This is a genomic window from Pedobacter sp. BG31 (assembly GCF_042464845.1).
Lineage (GTDB): Bacteria > Bacteroidota > Bacteroidia > Sphingobacteriales > Sphingobacteriaceae > Pedobacter > Pedobacter suwonensis.
Window position 1 is genome coordinate 128764 of the sequence record NZ_JBHNZK010000011.1, and the last position, 21104, is coordinate 149867.

Consider the following 21104-nt stretch of genomic DNA (forward strand, 5'->3'; position numbering starts at 1 on the left):
CGGTTATATTATCATCTTTTTATCTGATCAAAATTTCTACGCTAACTTTGGTATCCCAATAACTTTCTGATTTGGTATAAAAACCGTTCTATTAACCTTAAATCCTGGGTTACAATTTCTGCATTGCCCTTTAATTCTTTGTCAAAAGTAAGGGTTTTATTATACGAGGTGGTTAAACCTTTTGGTAAGTTCACGTCTACATAGTAGTTTCCTTTTTCATTTGGGGTGAAAGAAATGTTCTGCACGCTGCCTTCTAAAATCCCATATTCCTGAAAACGGTAATTGTCCAGTTTGATTAGCACTTTTTCGCCCCGTGTTATTTTACCTGAGTTGGTGGCTGGCACAAGTAGCCTGCCAATGAGCGCCTTTTTATTATCCGGAAGAATGGTTAATATGGCATCGCCTCGTTTTAAAAACTGATTTTCGCCCCAGAATTGCTGGAAACTTGCGATACCGTCTGTTGATGACGTGATTAAATAATTTTGCTGCCATTGCCTCAAAGATTTTTTTAATTGTTCAAATAACTGTAAGGTTTGTAAAGCAAAATTACTCTTGTCTTTCTCATGATTGATGTTTATTCCACTTCTGGTTTTATTAAGGTTTGCGATGGCCTCCTGGGTTTGCGACAGGGAAATTTCTATGTTTTGTATGCTTTGCTCGGCCTGTATAAATTTAATTTTTTCATTTTCGAATTCGGCGGTAGAGATTACTTTTTGATTAACAAGCTGCAACGTTCGCTGATAATTTTTTTTAATCAGTTCAAATTTGGCCAGTTCCAGTTTTTTTTGATTTTTTAGCGCAAGTTCCCTGCTTCTGTTGGCTGTGATATTTTGCTCGGTCGCTTTGTTTTCTGGTTCGTAGGGTTTAAGTGATGCAAATAACTTTTCGTCCTGGAATGCCTTTTCGAAACTGTTATAATCGCTCTGGAGCTCGCCCAATTTAAATGTTGATACCTTATTTACCGGAAAAGACGCCATCTGGGCCGGAGATGTTGAGTCGATTATTTTGCTGAGTTGTAAAATGTCGTCATAGTTTGCAGTCGATTGCAGCACCATTAAAACCTGATTTTTATGAACCCGTTCGTGATCTTTGATCAAAATTTTTTCCAGTTTAGAATCTATTCTCGCTTCAAGCTTTTCTGGCGGGTTTTGTGAGGTTATTACAATGGTAGCAGGTACAAATTCCGGGTATTTGATGAAGTAGCTCATCAGCAAAATCATGAACAGAATACCCAGTATGACGGCATTGCCCCAGCGGAACATCCAATGTGGAGGGTCTGATAATACATCCTGAACAGCTTCAGAACGAAGCTGTATCTCGTCTAGTTTATCTTTTTTAGTTTCCAAGTTCGAGCTGATTTTTGATTAATCGATAATATTCACCTTTTTTTGCCACCAGTTGATGGTGGTTGCCTTCCTCTACCACTATCCCTTTATCCAGCACAATAATCTTATCGGCATGTTTAACTGTTGATAGCCGGTGTGCAATAACTACCGCAGTTTTTCCCTTAAAGAACTGCGCTAAATTTTCAATAATGATTTTTTCATTGTTGGCATCCAATGCACTCGTCGCTTCATCAAAAAAGATATAATCCGGGCTTTTGTAAACTGCCCGGGCAATAAATAATCTTTGTTTTTGGCCACCGCTCATGCCAATACCTTCGTTGCCTATTTTAGTGTTGTAGCTTAAGGGTAAATCTTCAATAAACTCCTTGATATTGGCTATCTCGATCGCTTTTCTCAGTTTTTGCTTATCGATCATATCTTCGCCGATGGCTATATTATTGGCAATGGTATCATTGAACACATAACTTTCCTGCATCACTACGCCGCATTGCTTTCGCCAATGGCTAGGCGATATACTTTTGAGGTCTGCTCCGCCAATCTGAACATCACCTTTTTCCGGATCGTAAAATTTGGTAAGCAGTTTTAATAGCGTGGTTTTGCCGCTGCCGCTGGTGCCCACAATTGCTGTGGTTTTTTGATAAGGGATAATTAGGTTCAAATCCTGGAAAATGAATGTATCTGAGCCAACATATCTAAAGGATACCTTATTTAGTGTAATGTCTTTTTGTGGGATTTCTGTAATATATTGTTCATCAGTGTCTTCTTCGTCTTTTTTATCATGAATTTCACCAAGTCTTTCCAAAGATATTTTGGCATCCTGAGTTTGTTTGATAAAATCGATCAATTGTAACAATGGGCTATTCAACTGACCGATAATGTATTGCACAGAAAGCATCATACCTAGTGTGAGATTTCCATCCAGTACCAGTTTTGCTGAAAGAAAACTTACTAAAATATCTTTAATCTGGTTGATAAAACCACCGCCAACAGATTGCCACTGCTCTAAGGAAAGGGCCTTTATTCTAATTTTAAACAACTTTACCTGTAAAAATTCCCATCCCCATCTTTTTTGCTTCTCCGCATTATGCATTTTTATTTCCTGCATGCCGTTAATAAGCTCAATTACTGTGCTCTGCTCCTGCGAAACCTGTGAGAACATTTTGTAGTCCAGTTCTTTTCTTTTTTTGAGGAAAAAGGTAATCCACGCCACATATAGGATAGCGCCGATTAAATAAACTGCAAAGAGGCGATAATCATACATGAGCAATACAATGCTGAAAATGATCAGGTTAACCATAGAAAACAGTGTGCTTAGCGAAGAGCTTGTCAGCAATTGTTCTATCCTATGGTGGTCGTTGATGCGTTGCATAATGTCTCCCGTCATTCTGGTATCAAAGAAACTGATGGGAAGTTTCATTAACTTGATGAAGAAATCGGAAACGATAGAGATATTTATTCTGGTAGAAAGATGCAGTAAGATCCAGCTACGGATAATATCAATGCCCATTTTACCTATAAAAAGCATTACCTGTGCCAGCAAAACCAGGTAAATAAAATTGATATCCTGATTTTGTATTCCCACATCTACCACACTTTGGGTAAGAAAAGGAAAAATCAGCGATAGCAAACTTCCGGCAAGTAAGCCAAAGGCAAGCTGTATAACGAGCGATTTATACTTTAACAGATATCTGGATAGAAAAGCGAAACTTGTCTTCTTTTCTTCATCTTCAAAGTTATCCTGATAGAATGAGGGGCTGGTTTCCAGAACAAGTGCAATGCCTTCCTCGGTCTCGTCGTTTGCATTTTCACCAATCCAATGTTTAATAAATTCCTCTTTTTTATAAGTAATTAAGCCATAGCTAGGGTCTGAAATATAAACTTTTTCGGCTTTATCAATTTTATAAACCACCGCATAATGATTTTTGTTCCAGTGTACAATGCAAGGTAAAGGCGCATCTGCAACCAGGGTTTTAAAATCTATTTTAACCCCTAAAGTTCTAAAACCTAAATTTTCGGCTGCATTGCTAAGCCCCTGAAGGCCGCTACCTTCTCTGGTTGTTTCAGTAAGTGTTCTCAGATGCTGAAGCGGAATACTTTTATTATAGTGTTTAGCTATAATACGTAAACAAGTAGGGCCACAGTCTTTTGCATCGGGTTGTTTATAAAAAGGGAATTTTTTAGGCATCGTAGTTTAATTGCTGCATGCTGTAACTTTGTATTGCTTTTTGCTTAAGCGGATTTAAGCTCCATTCTTCCCACTGGCTGGTATAGGGGTTGTAACCACATTTTAAGGGTTTTGAAATGTCTAAGCCATCATTATTTTTATGGGTTTGCTCTGTAAAAGCTCTGCAATCTGTGCAGATGTTTCGAAATTCGCAGTCTTTGCAAATCTGAATTCCGGACTTGGTTAGGTTCCAGTATTTTTTAAAATCTTCATGGAGGATGGCTTCTTCTAAAGTGGTCGTGTTGATGTTTCCGAAGCTATTGCACATTGCAGGACAGTTTTTAATATTGCCATTTATATCAATACCTATTTTTTTATGAAGGCAAGAATTATGGTTAATGGCTTCTAAAACCTTCAGCATGTTTGTTTCAAAGTATTTTAGATCTACTTTTCCGCAAGAATTTATTTTTAAATATTGATCGGTAAAAACCAGGTTGAATTTAAAAGTATCTGTAACCTCGAAAGCAGCATTATCACACTTATGGAATATCAAGCTATAGATTCTTACACATTTTTCATCCAGTTTTTTTACGAAATCATCATTTACGTCCTCATGGTACAACGAAAAAATTTCTATGCTTTCTAAGCACGAGTCGTTAAATGTGTCTTCTAATGTCAAAAAATTCATCAATGAAAGTTTGCTTTCACAATAGATTACCAAATGTCTTATTCCTAAATTTTCAATAGATTGCACCAACTGTGGCGAAAACATTAAATCAGCAGTTTCGATAAATATATTAGAGATGGTGCTGCTATCGCTAAAGTCCGTTTGTAATGGTGGAAAGTTTTCGTCCCAACTGTTTTCAGTAATAAAACCGTACTCTTTTTCTACTAAAAAGTTCAGGTATTCCTGTAGCATTTCTTTTGATTCCTGATCATAAAGCGCAAATACATCTTCAATGGAATTCGATTTTAACTCTTCAATTATATTATTCAATTCTAAAGACTGCAACTCAGAATAGTTACGTTGTAAATCAGAAATTAAGATTCTGTTAACGCCTTTTGTGATCAGGATATCACTAAATAAGTTGAAGTACCTCATAATAATCTGCTAATGGGTTTATATGGTTTTACCAGCATAAGGAAGTTGGTTTGATATCGCTTGCACGGGGCATAAAGCACATCATTACCTTTTTGACTATTTTTTTTACCCCTATATTCATCTACAAATTTGAATGTTAGCGGCAGCTTATTTTTATCTTCGATTTTATATCTCATAAATATTCGGCTATAGCTTTCTCTGCACCATAATTACACATGGAGCTGACTCCTAAAAATTGACCAACGGTGTTGACCTCCAAAAAATAAAATTTCTCTTCACTTTTTATGAAATCTATTGAGCCACAGTTTATATCCAGTAACTCCATTAATTGACGGGTTTTCTTTTCAATTTCTATAGGAAGATTGTATCTCACATTTCGGTTGGGTTTTTCAAGATTGTACTTTCTGAAATCGGTTTTGGTTCGCTCATCATTTTGAGAGATTATTGCCGTGGAAAAAAACCTTCCGTTCAGGTAAAAGCTTCTGATTTCGAAATCCTTTTCAATTTTTTCCTGAAAAAAGGTAATAAAGAAGCTATCTTCTTCCTGGCGATCGATAACATGCGTATACATAATGCTTTCCCCATAATTCTGGTAAGCGTCAATCGTTATATTTCCGGTCAATGGCTTTATTATTGTTTTATCCAAAACCACATCACACGTATTCTCCGCAAGGTAATATTCGGGAACATCCAGCCCTGTTTTTTTTGCCTGCTCTAATACAAACAGTTTGTTTACAGCGCTATTGCTTTGTTTATTGATGTGCTTTTTGGATTCAAGTGTTTTGATTACATAATCATGCAGCCAATGTTGGTGCTCCTGCATGTGAATGTTTACCGAATGATTGCCGTAGTGGAAATTTTTAAATTTTAAACCTCCTCTTCTGTACCATACACTACTGATTTCATCGAGGTAAAAACAGTTCCTATCGCTTTCTATATAAATCCTTTTCTCTTTGGTTTTGATCTCAAAAACTTCGTCTTCCTGTACCCGGATAAATTTTTTACCCATTGCCAAAAGCCATTTGATCACTTCATTGGTGGTGGTCTCCTGTTTCTTGGATATAATTAAAATCATCTTTATTTAATTGGCCAGTGAATGATTTTGATAGGGCGCCCCTGTTAAGAAGGCAGCCCGTATCTTTTCATAGGATTTGATTAAATGTAACTTCTGCAGAAGTGATGGCAGAAATTACATTTAAACAATTTTAGTAGTTGTGAACAGGTTCACCGGGTGCAAGACGACGGATTTCCCTGTAAATATATCCACCTGTACCATTCGGTCCCTCATAGTGATCATACTCTATACATCCTTCACCCACAAATACATTGGATTGAATAGAGGTGTAGCCCCCCATTGCTCTTCCGCCGTTGGTTGAAGATAAATCAGTAAGTTTTTTGTTTTCAAGTGAAGAAAAGTCTTTCTTCATTCCTTTTAAGTTTTTCATTTTACTAGTTTTTATTGTGAGCAGAATCCAAAATCCTGTTCTGCAGACTTTGGTACATTTTCCTGTCAAACCTTAGTCGTTTATAAATGACACGAGTTGAGGCTCAACTTAAATTTGCTTAGTTAGCGCCGTTCCAGTTTCCTATGTCAGAACTTGGGGCTGAAACAGCAGATTGACATGTTCTTCCGATATACTTGCCGCCATTGCTTTCGTAAGCGTCATATTCCACAGTTTCACTTGGGTATTGGCCCGGACAGGCAACGTTTGATCTGATAAGGTACAAACCACCTTGTACTGTGCTTAAATCTTGGAGTCTTTTGTTCTCCAAAGAAGAAAGGCTCTTCTGCATTCCTTTTAAGTTTTTCATTTTATACAGTTTTATTGATTAGGTAAACCCGCCATCTCACCCTGGCGTTTGGGCTTTTGCTTACAGGCTTTATTGATATGATTTGTACGTCTACAAAAAATATATACTTAGCCTATTTCATTTTGTGATTTGGAAGCAAGCACGCGTTATTGCTTAACCACATTTAAACTTCTCTAAAAAGGAACACCGATACAAGGGGGAATTGATATATGGTAGAGTTGAACTTACATTCGTTAATGTTTTAAATAAAAGCGCTAAACATTAAAGAGGTGGTGTTTCCAATTTTTAATTGGATTAGTTGATCGGGGTAATTGAATCCATTATCGAAACCCCGCCGTGAAATTTTTCAGCTCTTAGCAAGATTTTTGATTGTTTAAATAGCAGATTGCATCGTTCATGCTTATCTACTCTTTTATAGAAGGTGCGGTAGGATTTGCCGGAAAGAAAGACTCGGTTTTAAATGCGATTGGTCATTAATCGTCTTTTAAGACGACAAACGAAAAGCAATTGTTGCCGGTTGCTGGCACTTACAAATTATAAATTTGAGTATAATTCGCTAAAAGGCGGATGATTAATAAGGCCGGGTAGTTTCCAGAATGTAGGAAACATCTTGCGGCCAATTAATGATGTATCACATTAAAAACAGTGTTAGTTCGGATCTTTTACCAGTACTGTGTTAATGCTTTAGCATCTTAACTATTTGCTGATTTTTTTGACAATGCTTTCCACCACGCGCGGATAATGCAGGTGCTCCAGTTGCTGTCCCTTAAATTTTATCATTTCCAGACTGTCGTTTTTGTCTATCCGGTAGCGGGCCTGGTGAATGTACTCGCCTTCATCGTAATTTTCGTTAACATAATGAATGGTTATTCCGCCTTCAGTTTCGCCAGCAGCCATTACCGCTTGGTGAACATGGTCGCCGTACATGCCCTTTCCCCCAAACTTAGGAAGGATTGCAGGGTGGATATTCACAATTCTGCCTGGATAAGCATGGATCAGGTTTTTAGGGATTAGCCAAAGGAAACCTGCCAGCACGATAAAATCAATTTCAAGATTTTTCAGCAGGTCTACTACCTCATCGGTTTGGTAGAACTCATTTCGATCGAAGATATGGGTGGGAATTTCAAAATTATCAGCTCTTTGCAATACATATGCATCGGCATTGTTCGTTAACACCAAAGATATTTCTATTTCATTGCTCCGCTTAAAATGCTCCATCAGCTTTTGGGCATTAGAGCCGGAACCTGATGCAAAGATGGCTATTCTCTTTTTCACTCAAAATCGTTTTGCCCAAAAATAGTATTTTTAAGACTGTTTTCTCTATGTAAAAGAATTTTTATTCAATCAGGTTAAAGTATTATTAATGAATAATTTTAACTTATTTTTGCTGTTCGAAAACAGCGTTTGGTTTTAATGAAAAAAAAGTTAAAAGTGTTTTGTGATTTAAAAACATTAATCCTATATTTGCAACCCGAATTATAGGAAACGAATAAGAAAAATAAAAGGCTAAATAGAAATGGCAAATCATAAATCTTCATTAAAAAGAATTAGAGCAAACGCAACAAAACGTTTACGTAACAGATATCAGGCAAAAACTACGCGTACTTTCATTAAAAGATTACGTGCTGCAGAAGATAAAAAATCTGCATCGGATTTATTGCCTAAAGTAATCTCTATGTTAGATCGTTTAGCTAAAAAGAACATCATCCACAAAAATAAAGCGGCAAATAACAAATCAAAATTAACGAAATTCGTTAACGGTTTAAAATAAGCCATTTTTTTACGATATTAGGAAGGCATCCCAACGATAAGTTAGGATGCCTTTTTTTATCTTCAAAAATGGAAAACTACGAACAGAAGCTAGGTATAAAGTTATGGGCTGAAGAAGATCGGCCCCGCGAAAAACTTTTGTTGCATGGCAGAAGACATTTAACGGATGCTGAACTCATCGCCATTTTAATTGGCTCAGGTAATAAAAACGAAACCGCTGTTGATTTAAGTAAAAGAATTTTATCTTTTTACGATAACAATTTAACCAAACTGGGTAAGGCTTCCATTCTGGAACTTTCGAGGTTTAAAGGAATCGGAGAAGCCAAAGCATTAACGATTATTGCTGCTTTAGAGCTTGGCTTACGACGGAAAGAAACCACGGAGGAAGTGATTACGCATGTAACGACCTCTAACGATGTATATAAATATTTGCATCAAACCTTTGCCAATCTCAATCATGAAGAATTCTGGATATTACTGTTAAATAGGTCCAACCGCGTGATCGGTAAATTCTTGATCAGCAAAGGCGGACAGGCTGGTACGGTAGCCGATCCGAAAATTATCTTTAAAACGGCTTTAGAAAACAATGCGGCTAATATTGTGTTGGCACATAATCACCCCTCCGGAAATTTAAAGCCCAGCGAGAGTGATGATAAATTGACCAGAGATATGGTCGCTTCAGGTAATTTGTTGAGTTTGTATGTGGTCGATCACCTGATTTTTGCCAATAACCGCTATTATAGTTACAGAGATGAAGATTTAATTTAAAAGATATTTGGATGTTAAGCTGCAATTAAAGTTAAAATAGTATAATAGCGGCTCAGAAATAGGTGGTGCAATTCACCTTATTAATTAAACAGTGAAATTACATTTTATGAATGCTTTAAAAATCATCCCTATTTTTCTTTTATTAACCATTGCGGCTTTTGCTCAGAAAAAAGGCGTTCCAATTAATCTCATTACCTATAATATCCGCTTAAATGTTGCATCAGATGGAATCAATGCCTGGCCAAACCGAAAAGATAATGTCAAAGCACTGGTTAAGTTTCACGATGCCGATATCCTTTGCGTACAGGAAGCCCTGCCTGAACAATTTGATGCCCTGCTGGAAAATTCCAATTTTGATGTAGTGGGTGTTGGACGCGATGACGGCAAAAGAAAAGGAGAATTTTCGGCAGTTTATTTTGATAAAGACCGTTTCACCAGAAAAGATGGTGGAACATTCTGGTTATCAGAAACGCCTGATGTGCCATCAAAAGGGTGGGATGCTGCACTCAACCGCGTGTGTAGCTGGGTGAAACTTTACGATAAGCTGAATAAAAAGGAATTTATCGTTTTCAATACCCATTACGATCATATTGGGGTGAAAGCGAGAATTGAATCAGCTAAATTGTTGAAACAAAAGATACAGCAGATTGCGCCAAATTTACCGGTTGTTTTTACGGGTGATTTGAACGTGACGCCAGAAACAGAGGCCATTGCAACCATCAAATCTTTTCTTATTGATGCAAAAGACGTTTCTGTAGAGCCTCCATATGGGCCAACTGGTACCTTCAATGGTTTTCATTTCGATAGCGACCTTAAAGACAGGATCGATTATATTTTCGTAAACAAAGGTTTTAAAGTGCAAAAGTTTGCCGTGTTAACAGATAGTAAGGATAAAAGGTATTATTCAGATCATTTACCCGTTTTTTGCCGGTTATTCTTTTAATAGATGCTGTTAAAATCTGTATCACCATTTCCTTTTCAATTCGGGCTTTTTGGTCATCAATACCATTATCATTACATTTTTGAAACCCTCGCTTTTATCATCGGCGTGAGGTTATATTACCATTATAAAAAAGGAATTGCAGATCCGATATCTGACGAAAACAGATTATGGATTATGTTAGGGGCCATGCTTGGTGCCCTGGTTGGCTCGCGGGTAGTGGCCGTACTGGAAACGCCGGAAGTAGTCTATCATCTTACGTTTTCGGTTCTTTATCAAAGTAAAACCATTGTTGGTGGTTTACTTGGTGGCTTATTTGGTGTTGAGCTGATTAAAAAGATCATTGGAGTAAATATCGCCTCGGGAGATGTATATGTGGTCCCGATTTTAGTTGCATTGATTATAGGACGGATCGGTTGCTTTTCAATGGGAATCGATGAACCCACTTATGGTATTCCTACCCGCTTTTTTATGGGTATGGATCTTGGTGACGGTATACCCAGACATCCGATCATGCTCTATGAAATGATTTATCTGGTACTTTTGATTTTTCTTTTTAATGGTTTGAAACATAGAGAATTGATTAACGGCGACCGTTTTAAATTATTTATGGTGCTTTATTTCTTATTTAGGTTTTTGATAGAGTTTATAAAGCCTTACCATTCGTTATTTTTAAATTTAAGCAGCATTCATTGGTCTGCATTGTTTATTTTTATTTATTATTATAAATTCATTTTTCGAATTTCTAAAAGAATCTTACCTAACCTGTAACATGATGGCCAATACCAGAGATTACATATATTACGATTATACCAAAAGCCTTTGTCCTGAATGTTTACAGCTTTGCGATGCGAAAATTGTTTTTCAAGATGGTAAGGTGTTTATGCTGAAAAATTGCAGGACACATGGTGATAGTAAAGTGATGATTGCTGATGATGTTGAATATTATAAACAGATCAGGAATTACAATAAACAGTCTGAAATGCCACTTAAGTTTAATACCAAAGTGCATTACGGTTGCCCTTACGATTGTGGTTTGTGTACCGATCATGAACAGCATTCGTGTTTAACGGTAATAGAGGTTACTGATCGGTGCAACCTGGCCTGTCCAACCTGTTATGCCATGTCGTCACCAAATTATGGCAGACACAGAACTTTGGCAGAAATAGAGCGGATGATGGATGTGGTAGTGGCCAACGAAGGCGAACCTGATGTGGTTCAGCTCTCAGGCGGAGAACCAACCGTGCACCCTGAGTTTTTTAAGATTTTAGATCTCGCCAAAACCAAACCTATAAAACATTTAATGGTGAACACCAACGGTATCAGGATTGCCAAGGATATCAATTTTGTGGAAAAGCTGGCCACTTATATGCCCGATTTCGAAATTTACCTGCAGTTTGATAGTTTTAATGCAGATGTATTGACGAGGCTAAGAGGCGAAGACCTTACTGAGGTAAGGAAAAAAGCCATTGATCATTTAAATCAGTTTAATGTATCGACCACCTTGGTTGTTACTTTGCAAAAAGGGCTAAACGATCATGAAATTGGCGATATTTTAGATTATGCGCTCAAACAGAAATGTGTACGTGGGGTTACTTTCCAACCGACCCAGGTTGCCGGAAGAAACGATGATTATAATGATCAGCAGGGAAGGATTACCTTAACCGAGGTGCGCAGAAAGATTTATGAGCAATATCCAACCTTCACCCCGCAGGATTTGATTCCCGTACCCTGCAATCCTGATGCATTATGTATGGCTTATGCTTTAAAAATCGGCGATGAAGTCATCCCGATGACACACCTGATCAACCCTGAAGATTTGCTCAATAATTCGAAAAATACCATCGTGTTCGAACATGATGAAAAGCTGAAAGAACATATGCTCAACTTGTTTAGCACAGGTGTTTCGGTCGATTGTGCCGAAGATACTTTCGGCGAATTGATGTGCTGCCTGCCAAGAGTAAAATCAGATAGTTTGAGTTACGATAATCTATTTCGGATCATTATCATGAATTTTATGGATCCGCTTGATTTTGATGTGCGGGCGGTTAAAAAATCTTGTGTGCACATTGTAAGCGATAAATATAAAATAGTGCCTTTCGAGACCATGAATATTTTTTACCGCGATAATAAAATAGATCTGATCAGGGAAAAATTAAATATGAATTAATATGGATGGTTTATTCGGCCTATTTGTGATTTACATTCTTACTGCAATTGTACTTTTTGTAGTGGGGATCATTCAGATTATCATTAAATCTTCCAGGAACGAACCGGTGAAACCCGGATTGAAACTGCTTATTATTTCGGTAATAATGGCTGTAATCGGTTTTGGTGCTTGTGCCGTATTGCTTTTTAACAGTTAATATCAAAATAAGCATATGGGAATTTTTATTATATATTGGGTAATTGCGGTGTTGTTGTTTGTAATTGGCATCGTGCAGATTATCATAAAAGCTGTAAGAAATCAGCCCGTTAAACCTGGACTTCAGTTAGTTATCGCTTCGGTTATTATGCTGGTAATAGGAGCAGGGGCATGTGCGGTCATTCTATCCAATCTGAAAATCGGCCATTAGTTACTTTTTGGTGTGTTTGCACCATTTTTAGGTTTTGTTATCTCTCACGTCTCACATCTCCTGTCTCAAATCTCAATAATTAACTTCCTCCTTTGACCTTTAAATAATATCTTTGCGTTTTAATAAAATTGATCATCATCCGGGCTTGTCCCGATACTTGATACTCATTACTTGATTCTCTAAAATGAAAATATCATATAACTGGTTAAAGCAATTCGTACAAATTGAAAAAACACCTCAGGAGCTTTCTTTAATTCTTACCAATGTAGGTTTGGAGGTAGAAAGTGTAGAAAAAGTGCAGCCTGTTGTGGGCGGTTTAGAGGGCTTGGTTATTGGCGAAGTATTAACCTGTATTCAGCATCCCAATGCCGATCGGTTACGTATTACCACTGTAAATGTTGGTGGTAAAGAAAATCTTCAGATTGTTTGCGGTGCGCCAAATGTAGGCGCCGGCCAAAAAGTGGTGGTAGCTACCGTGGGTACTACGGTATATCCCTTAGCGGGAGAACCTTTTAAGATAAAAGAATCAAAAATCAGAGGAGAACTTTCGCAGGGAATGATCTGTGCCGAAGATGAAATCGGTTTGGGTAAATCACATGATGGGATTATGATCCTGGCTGAAGATACCGAAGTTGGAATCCGTGCAAAAGATCATTTTAAAATGGATGACGATTTTGTTTTCGAAATCGGATTAACACCTAACCGTGCTGATGCGGCTTCGCATTTGGGCGTGGCGAGAGATGTTGCTGCTTATTTCAGGAGTGAGTATGAAATGCCCGATATTTCCGCATTCAAAACGGACAACGAAAATCTGGTTATTCCGGTTGAAGTAGAAGATTTGGCCGCTTGTCCGCGTTACAGTAGCGTTACCATTTCGGGCGTTACCGTGGCAGAATCGCCTGACTGGTTAAAAGATAAACTAAAGGTAATTGGTGTACGTCCGATTAATAATGTGGTAGACATCACCAATTATGTGCTTCATGGTTTGGGTCAGCCTTTACATGCTTTCGATGCTGATAAAATTACCGGTGGAAAAGTAATCGTTAAAAAAGCGGAAGAAGGAACTCCTTTTGTAACGCTTGATGATGTGGAGCGCAAGTTGAGTGCAGATGATCTGATGATCTGCAATGCTGAAGCACCAATGTGTATTGCAGGGGTGTTTGGTGGCAAATCTTCTGGTGTAGATACGAATACTAAAAATATTTTCCTCGAAAGTGCTTACTTCAATTCTGTTTCTGTGCGTAAAACGTCTAAAAGACATGGTTTAAAAACCGATGCCTCTTTCCGGTACGAGCGTGGTACTGATCCTGAGATTACAGTTACCGCATTAAAATATGCAGCCATGTTGATTAAAGAACTGGCTGGCGGCGAAATTTCCTCACCGGTTGCTGATATTTATCCAAACCACATCAAGCCCTTTGAGTTTGAGGTAAGTTATACCAATATCAATAAATTGATCGGTGCAAATATCCCATCTGCCGAAATCAAACAAATCATAACCGCGTTAGGTATTTCCGCTACCAATACCGCTGACGATACTTTGGCTTTAAGGGTACCATCATTTAAAGTAGACGTAACCCGCGAATGCGACATTACAGAAGAAGTACTGCGTATTTACGGTTATAACAATATTGAAATCCCTTCAAAGGTAAATGCATCACTTTCTTACAGTGTCAAACCTGAAAAGGAAAATACACATAACGTAATTGCAGATATGCTTACCGCGAATGGTTATGCCGAGATTATGTGCAACTCGTTAACCAAATCGGCCTATTCAAAAAAATTAGACGAAGCCGTATTTATTTTAAATCCGTTAAGCAGTGATCTAAATGTAATGCGCCAGAATTTACTGATGCCTGCGCTGGAAAGTGTAGCATACAATCAAAACCGGAAGAACTCGGATGTGAAGTTTTATGAATTTGGTAAAACCTATCATTTGATTAACGAAAAGTATGTTGAGCGGCCAAGGTTGTTATTGTTGATTGCTGGTGCCAGGCAAAGTGAGCAATGGAACCACCAGGCTAAACCGGCAACTTTTTATAATTTAAAATCAGCTGTTGATGCAGTTATATCACGTTTGGGGATTGCCAGTTATCAGTCGGATGTTTTAAACGATGAAAACTTTGCTTATGGAATTAAATATTTCCGTGGAGATAAAACTTTGGTAAGTTTCGGTGCTGTTTCAAAAGCTGATCGTAAAGTAGCTGATGTGAATACTGAAGTATTTTATGCGGATTTTGATTGGGCTGTTTTGTTGGATATTGTAAGGAAAAATAAAATCGTGCACAAAGATGTTGCTAAATATCCGCAGGTACGTCGTGATCTTTCCTTATTAATTGACCAAAATGTAACTTTCGATACCTTAAAAGGGATTGCCTTTAAAACGGATAAAAAGCTGATTAAAGAAGTGGGGGTATTTGATGTGTATGTTGGTGATAAATTGCCGGGAGGGAAAAAATCTTATGCGCTGAATTTCATCCTGCAGGATGAGGAACAAACCCTGACCGATAAGCAGATTGAGCATACCATGCAGAAGCTTATCACGAATTTAACGGCACAAGCTGGTGCAGAAATTAGGAAATAAAATATAAATTCGTATTTTTAGAAATAAATTCATGGCTTCTGTTGCAGATCAATTAGATAAAGTATTACAAAAAACGGCTCGGGTAATTGAGTTATGTAATGCGCTACAGGAAGAAAATGATTTATTAAAGCTTGAAAACCAATCGTTAAAGGTAGCACTTGATACAGCGAAAGAAAAAAATGTAGAACTTGATGAAAAATTGAGGGTTACAAAATTGGCTAAAAGTATCGAGGGGACAAGTGAAAAATCGCTTGACATTAAACAAAAAATTAACGATTTTGTGCGGGAGATTGATAAAAGTATTGCATTATTAAAAAAATAGTGATGCAAGGAAATCAGAAACTAAGCTAACAAATGGGAGAAATCTCGATTAAAATAACCATTTCCGACCGTATTTACCCATTAAAGGTGAACATGGAAGAGGAAGAAATTGTGAGACGGGCAGCGAAAATGATCAATGAGCGCATAAAAGATTACCAGGATAATTATGCGGTTAGAGATAAGCAAGACCTTCTTTCTATGGCCGTATTGCATTATGCAACAGCCGTGTTAAGAACAGAAAACAAAGTACAGAGCCAGGATACTGCTGTTGCCGATAAAGTTGAAGAATTGGATGTTTTACTCAGTAATTTCTTTGCAAAATAAGGTTCGTTCTTTCGGCATTTCATTACGCTGACCTGTTCAGCGCTTAAATAATGCCAATATTTAGCATAAAAACATAGCCGCGGCTGGTTTTTGAGTTTCAAATTTTATAAAACTTAACACTTCAATATCTATAGGGTTAAGAGGGCGTATTTCATTTGCTATTGCACCTGAAAATGGCTTAAACCCTAATTATGCTTAGTTGAGGTTTAAAATGTATGAGACTTTAAAAATTAGTTGCGGTTTTTTTTTACATAAAAAACAAAATGGAAATAGTTGAAATATTAGGATACGTATTTGCCGTGATAGCGGGTATAGCTATCGGAGTAGTAATAGGAAGATTTCTCCTGCGTAACTTGCTTAAACAGCAGGAAATTGCCGCACAGAACAAAGTGAAAAAGATTTTAAAAGATGCAGAAAACAATGCAGAAATTTTAAAAAAGAATAAACTTTTAGAAGCAAAAGAGAAATTTTTACAGTTAAAAGCCGAGCACGAACAAGAAGTTAGTGCCAGAAACAATACCATTAACCAGCGCGAAAATACCATTAAGCAAAAAGAGCAATCGGTAAATCAGCGCATGGAAAATTTTAATAGAAAAGAGCAGGAACTCGAAAAGCATAAAATTAACCTCGAAAAACAGACTGAACTTGCGGTTAAAAAGCAGGAAGAAGTAGAGGTGCTTAAAAACCAGCATTTAAAGCAATTGGAAACCATTGCCGGCCTTTCTGCCGAAGAAGCCAAAGAACAATTGGTAGAAAATCTGAAACAAGAAGCCCGCACCCAGGCCATGATGCAGGTGAAGGATATTGTGGATGAAGCCAAATTAACGGCGAGTAAAGAAGCTAAAAAAGTAGTTATCCAAACCATCCAGCGTACTGCTACAGAGGCGGCAATTGAAAATTCTGTCTCTATTTTCCACATCGAAAGTGACGAGATCAAAGGTCGCGTTATTGGTAGAGAAGGTAGAAATATCCGGGCTTTGGAAGCAGCAACCGGTATCGAAATTATTGTAGACGATACGCCGGAAGCCATCATTTTATCAGGTTTTGACCCGGTAAGAAGAGAGATAGCCCGTTTGGCTTTACATCGTTTGGTAACAGATGGTCGTATCCACCCGGCACGTATTGAAGAAATTGTAGCCAAAACCAAAAAACAGATTGAAGATGAGATTGTAGAGATCGGCGAGCGTACCGTAATCGATTTGGGTATTCACGGCTTGCATCCTGAATTGATCCGTATGGTTGGCCGTATGCGTTACCGTTCATCTTATGGACAAAACTTATTACATCACTCACGTGAAGTAGCTAATTTCTGTGCTACCATGGCCGCAGAATTAGGTCTGAACGCTAAAATGGCTAAACGTGCAGGTTTATTACATGATATTGGTAAAGTGCCTGATGACAATCCTGAATTGCCACACGCCATTTTAGGTATGCAGCTGGCTGAAAAGTATAAAGAACACCCTGAAATTTGTAATGCCATTGGTGCTCACCACGATGAAATTGAGATGACTTCAATGATCTCACCAATTGTACAGGCTTGTGATGCCATTTCTGGCGCCCGTCCGGGTGCACGCCGTGAGGTAGTGGAAAGTTATATTAAACGCCTTAAGGATTTAGAAGAGTTGGCTCTTTCTTATCCAGGTGTTGAGAAAACTTTCGCCATTCAGGCCGGTAGAGAACTACGTGTAATTGTAGAAAGCGAGCGCATTACCGATGCGCAGGCTGAATTGTTAGCAGCTGATATTTCTACCCGTATCCAAACAGAAATGACCTATCCGGGACAGATTAAGGTTACCGTAATCAGGGAAACCCGTTCTGTAGCCTTTGCGAAGTAATATTTTAAGACCTTATAGGTTTCCAAAACCTATAAGGTCTATGAATTAAACAAAATATAAAGCGATGGATATTCCATCGCTTTTTTTATTTTTACATAATGAGCAAGCAAACCATTAAAATTGAACCTAAGAGACCTGTTGATGTACTTTTTGACAAGTACGCCGAAAGTCATCAAAATCCGACTAACAAACTGGTACACTGGATCTGTGTTCCATTAATTGTATTTAGCTTATTGGGTTTGGTATGGCAGATTCCTTTTCCGCATTTGGGCTTTCTAGGCAGTTATAATGGCTTCTTTAACTGGGCTTCCTTTTTATTGGCCTTTAGTCTGTATTATTATTTTACATTGTCTCCGGTATTGTTTTTCATGATGATCTGGGTGGTGGGAATAATGAGTTACGTTATCGTCAAAATTGAACAGGCTGTAGGTTTAGGGAGCGGGACCGCTTATGTCATTTATGCTGCAATATTTGTAGCGGCCTGGGTTGGTCAGTTTATCGGCCATAAAATAGAGGGAAAAAAACCATCTTTCTTAGATGATGTTAAATTCCTGTTAATTGGTCCGATTTGGTTACTGCACTTTATTTGCAAAAAAACAGGCATCCGTTACTGATCAAAAATACTTGTTAATATTTAATTAACTTTAAAGTAAAGTAATCTTAATTAACATCTAACTTACAGTTAACACTGTGGTAATAATTTTGCCCTTATCAAATAAAGGCAAATTGGACTTACTAAACTCTTTTAAAAGGGCGGCACTTACTGTGTTCGCGCTAACGATCAGCATACTTTCGTATGCACAGACCGGAAAAATTTCTGGTAAAATAACGGATAAATCTACGGGGCAAACGTTGGTGGGCCTATCTGTATTGATAGAAGGAACATCAATTGGTACTACCAGTGATGCTGATGGTAATTATATTTTAAATACTGTAAAACCAGGAACTTACCGTGTAAGTTTTTCTTTTATTTCCTTTAAAAAACAGGTAATTCCTAATGTAAAAGTTACTCCAGGAAAAACAACTGTGATAGATGTTGTGATGGAAGATGATCAATCTACCCTTAACGATGTTGTAATTACAGGCGCCAGGAAATCAGGTACTGAAGTATCTCTTTTGGCAGAGCTGAAAAAATCTCAGTCAATCGCAAACGGAGTTTCCGCTCAAACCATTCAGCGATCCGGTGATACAGATGCTGCGCAAGTAGTAAAACGTGTTCCCGGTATTACGATTGTAGACAATCGTTTTATTAATATCCGTGGTCTGGCAGAACGTTATAATAATGTTCAGTTAAACAATGTAACCGCACCCAGCTTAGAAACGGATGTTCGGTCTTTTTCATTTGATTTAATACCAAGCAATCAAATTGATCGTGTATTGGTTTATAAAAGTCCTTCGGCTGATATTCCCGCAGATTTTGCAGGAGGTGTTGTTAAGGTTTTTCTTAAAAGCATACCTGATGATGATCGATTAACAATCGATTATGGAACTAGTTACCGTCAAAATGCTACTTTTAAAGATTTCAAAAGAACTAATACTGGAAGCTTATATTTTACTGGCTTTAATACAGGTGAAAATGATTTACCTGTTAATTTCCCTTCAAATTTAAACCAGGTTAGTGCCAGTAAATTGAACGCGGCCGGGCATGCACTTAGGAATAACTGGTTACCAGAAGTTAATACGGCTAATTTGGATCAAAAGTTAAATATTTACGGTAGCAAACGATTTAACATCAACAATAAATTATTGGGAAATATTACGGCGATTACCTACAGCAACAGCAAAACAAATAATGCCGTGTTTAGAGGAAATTACGAGGTTTATGAGCCAATTTCGAAAATCGCTGAAGAAAATTACAGATATAATGACGATCAGTATACCTACAATGTTCGTTTAGGGCTTGTACATAACTGGGCCTTTAAATTGAATAATAACAATACTTTCGAGTTTAAAAACCTGTATAATCAATTAAGTACATCACAATATGTTAGTCGCCTTGGTTCTGAAAAACAGCAGGAGTACGCCAATTATGCATCGAATGTTTTATATCGTGGCATTTATTCAGGGCAATTATCTGGTGTTCATAAATTTAATGAAGAGCATACCAAGTTTGACTGGGTATTAGGTTATAGTAAATCATTCAGAGATCAGCCAGATTACTCGCGTTACAGAACACTTGCTAATGGAGATGGTACTTATAATATCTTCGTGCCAACTGGTGGTGCCCAGCCAGAGTTCTTGGGTCGGTTTTATTCCAAAATGAATGAAGACATTAAAACCGGTGCATTTAATGTTGAACAGGCACTTGCTCCAAAATCTGAGGGTTTTAAGCCTTCAATAAAAGTTGGTGGTTATTATGAAGATAAGCAAAGAACATTTTCTTCGAGAAACATCGGTTACGTGCGGGCAAATTCATTACAATTTGATCAGTCGTTGTTAAAGGGAACTATAGAAGAACTTTTCGACTGGAAAAATATTAATACAACAACGGGAATCAGATTGGACGAAAAATCTAATCCATATGACAACTATGATGCTTCAAATAAACTATTAGCTGGATTCGCCAATTTTGTTCTGCCATATAAAGATAAATTAACCGTATTTGCAGGTGCAAGAGTAGAAAATAACGTTCAGAAACTGAATAGTTTTGATACTGGAGGCCCTGTTAACGTTAATAATGATATTACTAGGGTACTTCCTTCGGCAAACATCCAGTTTAATATAAACGAAAAATCTTTATTCAGACTGGCTTATGGTAAAACATTAAACAGACCAGAATTTAGAGAGATTGCACCCTTTTCATTTTATGATTTTGATCAGAATTTCAATGTTGCCGGAAATCCAAATTTAAAAACAGCAAAGATTGATAATTACGATTTAAAATATGAATTCTATCCGTCAACAAGCGAACTGATCAGTATTTCAGGTTTCTACAAAAAATTTAAAGACGCCATCGAGATGACTGCTATACCAGGTTCTAATGCGCAGTCTTTTAATTTCAATAACGCTCAGAACGTTAGAAATATAGGAGTAGAACTAGAAATGCGTAAATCGCTTGCAGGGTTAAGTGAAAGTAAGTTTTTAAACGATATCACCATTTTGCTAAATGCCTCATACATTAATAGTAAAGTGATGTTTGATGGTGCCAGCGCAATTGGACAATCTAATAATCGCCCTATGCAAGGACAATCACCATATATTTTAAACGCAGCGATATTCTATAATAACATTAAATCTAAATTCCAGGTTAACCTGCTTTATAATGTTGCTGGAAAACGTATTGCATTTGTTGGCACAGATCTGATCAGGGATATTTATGAGATGCCGAGAAACGTGGTTGATTTAGTTGTGACGAAAAATTTCACCAATAAACTATCCCTAAAAGCCAACTTCAACGATTTGCTCAACCAAAACTTTACATTGATGCAAGACGGAAATCAAGATGGAAAATTCGATCAATCAGAAGATCAGGTTACGGCCCAATTTAGGAGTGGCCGTCAGTTCGGATTAACGCTTTCTTACAAAATATTTTAAATAAAAATAAAGACTTAAATAGGAAAAA

20 protein-coding genes are annotated in these 21104 nt (G+C 37.4%); 13 read left to right on the forward strand and 7 right to left on the reverse strand.

Annotation, left to right across the window (positions count from 1 at the left end; all coding sequences use genetic code 11):
* Positions 1-41 precede the first annotated feature (41 nt).
* From ACFE6N_RS14555 to ACFE6N_RS14585, 7 genes are all read right to left on the reverse strand, one after another.
* Positions 42-1346, reverse strand: a complete 1305-nt coding sequence (locus ACFE6N_RS14555; protein ID WP_378937595.1) for an HlyD family secretion protein — start codon at positions 1344-1346, stop codon at positions 42-44.
* On the reverse strand, positions 1336-3531 hold the full coding sequence (locus ACFE6N_RS14560) for a peptidase domain-containing ABC transporter (protein WP_378937597.1): 2196 nt from the start codon (positions 3529-3531) through the stop codon (positions 1336-1338). The genes ACFE6N_RS14555 and ACFE6N_RS14560 overlap by 11 nt, the downstream gene beginning before the upstream one ends.
* Positions 3524-4612, reverse strand: coding sequence for a grasp-with-spasm system SPASM domain peptide maturase (gene gwsS, locus ACFE6N_RS14565; RefSeq protein WP_378937599.1), 1089 nt, complete (start codon positions 4610-4612; stop codon positions 3524-3526). Before gwsS ends, ACFE6N_RS14560 begins: the two co-directional genes overlap by 8 nt.
* Before the next feature lie 172 nt (positions 4613-4784).
* On the reverse strand, positions 4785-5687 hold the full coding sequence (gene gwsG, locus ACFE6N_RS14570) for a grasp-with-spasm system ATP-grasp peptide maturase (protein WP_378937601.1): 903 nt from the start codon (positions 5685-5687) through the stop codon (positions 4785-4787).
* A 130-nt stretch (positions 5688-5817) separates the two neighbouring features.
* Positions 5818-6057: a TIGR04139 family peptide modification target gene (locus ACFE6N_RS14575; protein ID WP_145856209.1), complete on the reverse strand. Its 240-nt coding sequence runs from the start codon at positions 6055-6057 to the stop codon at positions 5818-5820.
* 118 nt (positions 6058-6175) lie between these two features.
* A complete protein-coding gene (locus tag ACFE6N_RS14580) occupies positions 6176-6424 on the reverse strand; it encodes a hypothetical protein (RefSeq protein WP_090982726.1) in 249 nt (82 codons plus the stop codon).
* Positions 6425-7120: 696 nt separating this feature from the next.
* Positions 7121-7699, reverse strand: coding sequence for a phosphoribosylglycinamide formyltransferase (locus ACFE6N_RS14585; protein WP_090982729.1), 579 nt, complete (start codon positions 7697-7699; stop codon positions 7121-7123).
* Between the two features lie 241 nt (positions 7700-7940).
* Between ACFE6N_RS14585 and rpsT the strand changes: the two genes are divergently transcribed.
* The 13 genes from rpsT (at position 7941) to ACFE6N_RS14650 (ending at position 21076) form a co-directional block, all read left to right on the forward strand.
* Positions 7941-8195 carry a 30S ribosomal protein S20 gene (rpsT, locus tag ACFE6N_RS14590; protein WP_029277289.1) on the forward strand — a complete coding sequence of 85 codons (255 nt, stop codon included), beginning with the start codon at positions 7941-7943 and terminating at the stop codon, positions 8193-8195.
* A 68-nt stretch (positions 8196-8263) separates the two neighbouring features.
* A complete protein-coding gene (gene radC / locus ACFE6N_RS14595; protein ID WP_090982731.1) occupies positions 8264-8962 on the forward strand; it encodes a DNA repair protein RadC in 699 nt (232 codons plus the stop codon).
* A 106-nt stretch (positions 8963-9068) separates the two neighbouring features.
* Complete coding sequence (locus ACFE6N_RS14600) at positions 9069-9905, forward strand: endonuclease/exonuclease/phosphatase family protein (protein WP_378937605.1); 837 nt, start codon at positions 9069-9071, stop codon at positions 9903-9905.
* Between the two features lie 3 nt (positions 9906-9908).
* Positions 9909-10673, forward strand: a complete 765-nt coding sequence (locus ACFE6N_RS14605; protein WP_378937607.1) for a prolipoprotein diacylglyceryl transferase — start codon at positions 9909-9911, stop codon at positions 10671-10673.
* 1 nt (position 10674) lies between these two features.
* Positions 10675-12072: a radical SAM protein gene (locus ACFE6N_RS14610; protein WP_378937609.1), complete on the forward strand. Its 1398-nt coding sequence runs from the start codon at positions 10675-10677 to the stop codon at positions 12070-12072.
* Between the two features lies 1 nt (position 12073).
* The gene (locus ACFE6N_RS14615) at positions 12074-12268 is read left to right on the forward strand and encodes a hypothetical protein (RefSeq protein ID WP_090982737.1); all 195 of its coding nucleotides are present in this window, start codon (positions 12074-12076) and stop codon (positions 12266-12268) included.
* A gap of 15 nt (positions 12269-12283) precedes the next feature.
* A complete protein-coding gene (locus ACFE6N_RS14620) occupies positions 12284-12478 on the forward strand; it encodes a hypothetical protein (protein ID WP_134203970.1) in 195 nt (64 codons plus the stop codon).
* Between the two features lie 184 nt (positions 12479-12662).
* The gene (pheT, locus tag ACFE6N_RS14625) at positions 12663-15062 is read left to right on the forward strand and encodes a phenylalanine--tRNA ligase subunit beta (RefSeq protein WP_378937612.1); all 2400 of its coding nucleotides are present in this window, start codon (positions 12663-12665) and stop codon (positions 15060-15062) included.
* A gap of 31 nt (positions 15063-15093) precedes the next feature.
* The gene (locus ACFE6N_RS14630) at positions 15094-15384 is read left to right on the forward strand and encodes a hypothetical protein (protein ID WP_090982743.1); all 291 of its coding nucleotides are present in this window, start codon (positions 15094-15096) and stop codon (positions 15382-15384) included.
* Between the two features lie 32 nt (positions 15385-15416).
* Complete coding sequence (locus ACFE6N_RS14635) at positions 15417-15707, forward strand: cell division protein ZapA (protein WP_090982746.1); 291 nt, start codon at positions 15417-15419, stop codon at positions 15705-15707.
* 263 nt (positions 15708-15970) lie between these two features.
* Positions 15971-17542, forward strand: coding sequence for a ribonuclease Y (gene rny, locus ACFE6N_RS14640; protein WP_090982748.1), 1572 nt, complete (start codon positions 15971-15973; stop codon positions 17540-17542).
* A gap of 98 nt (positions 17543-17640) precedes the next feature.
* Positions 17641-18156: an Mpo1-like protein gene (locus tag ACFE6N_RS14645; RefSeq protein WP_134203968.1), complete on the forward strand. Its 516-nt coding sequence runs from the start codon at positions 17641-17643 to the stop codon at positions 18154-18156.
* A gap of 112 nt (positions 18157-18268) precedes the next feature.
* Positions 18269-21076, forward strand: a complete 2808-nt coding sequence (locus tag ACFE6N_RS14650) for a TonB-dependent receptor domain-containing protein (protein ID WP_378937615.1) — start codon at positions 18269-18271, stop codon at positions 21074-21076.
* The last annotated feature ends 28 nt before the right edge of the window (positions 21077-21104 follow it).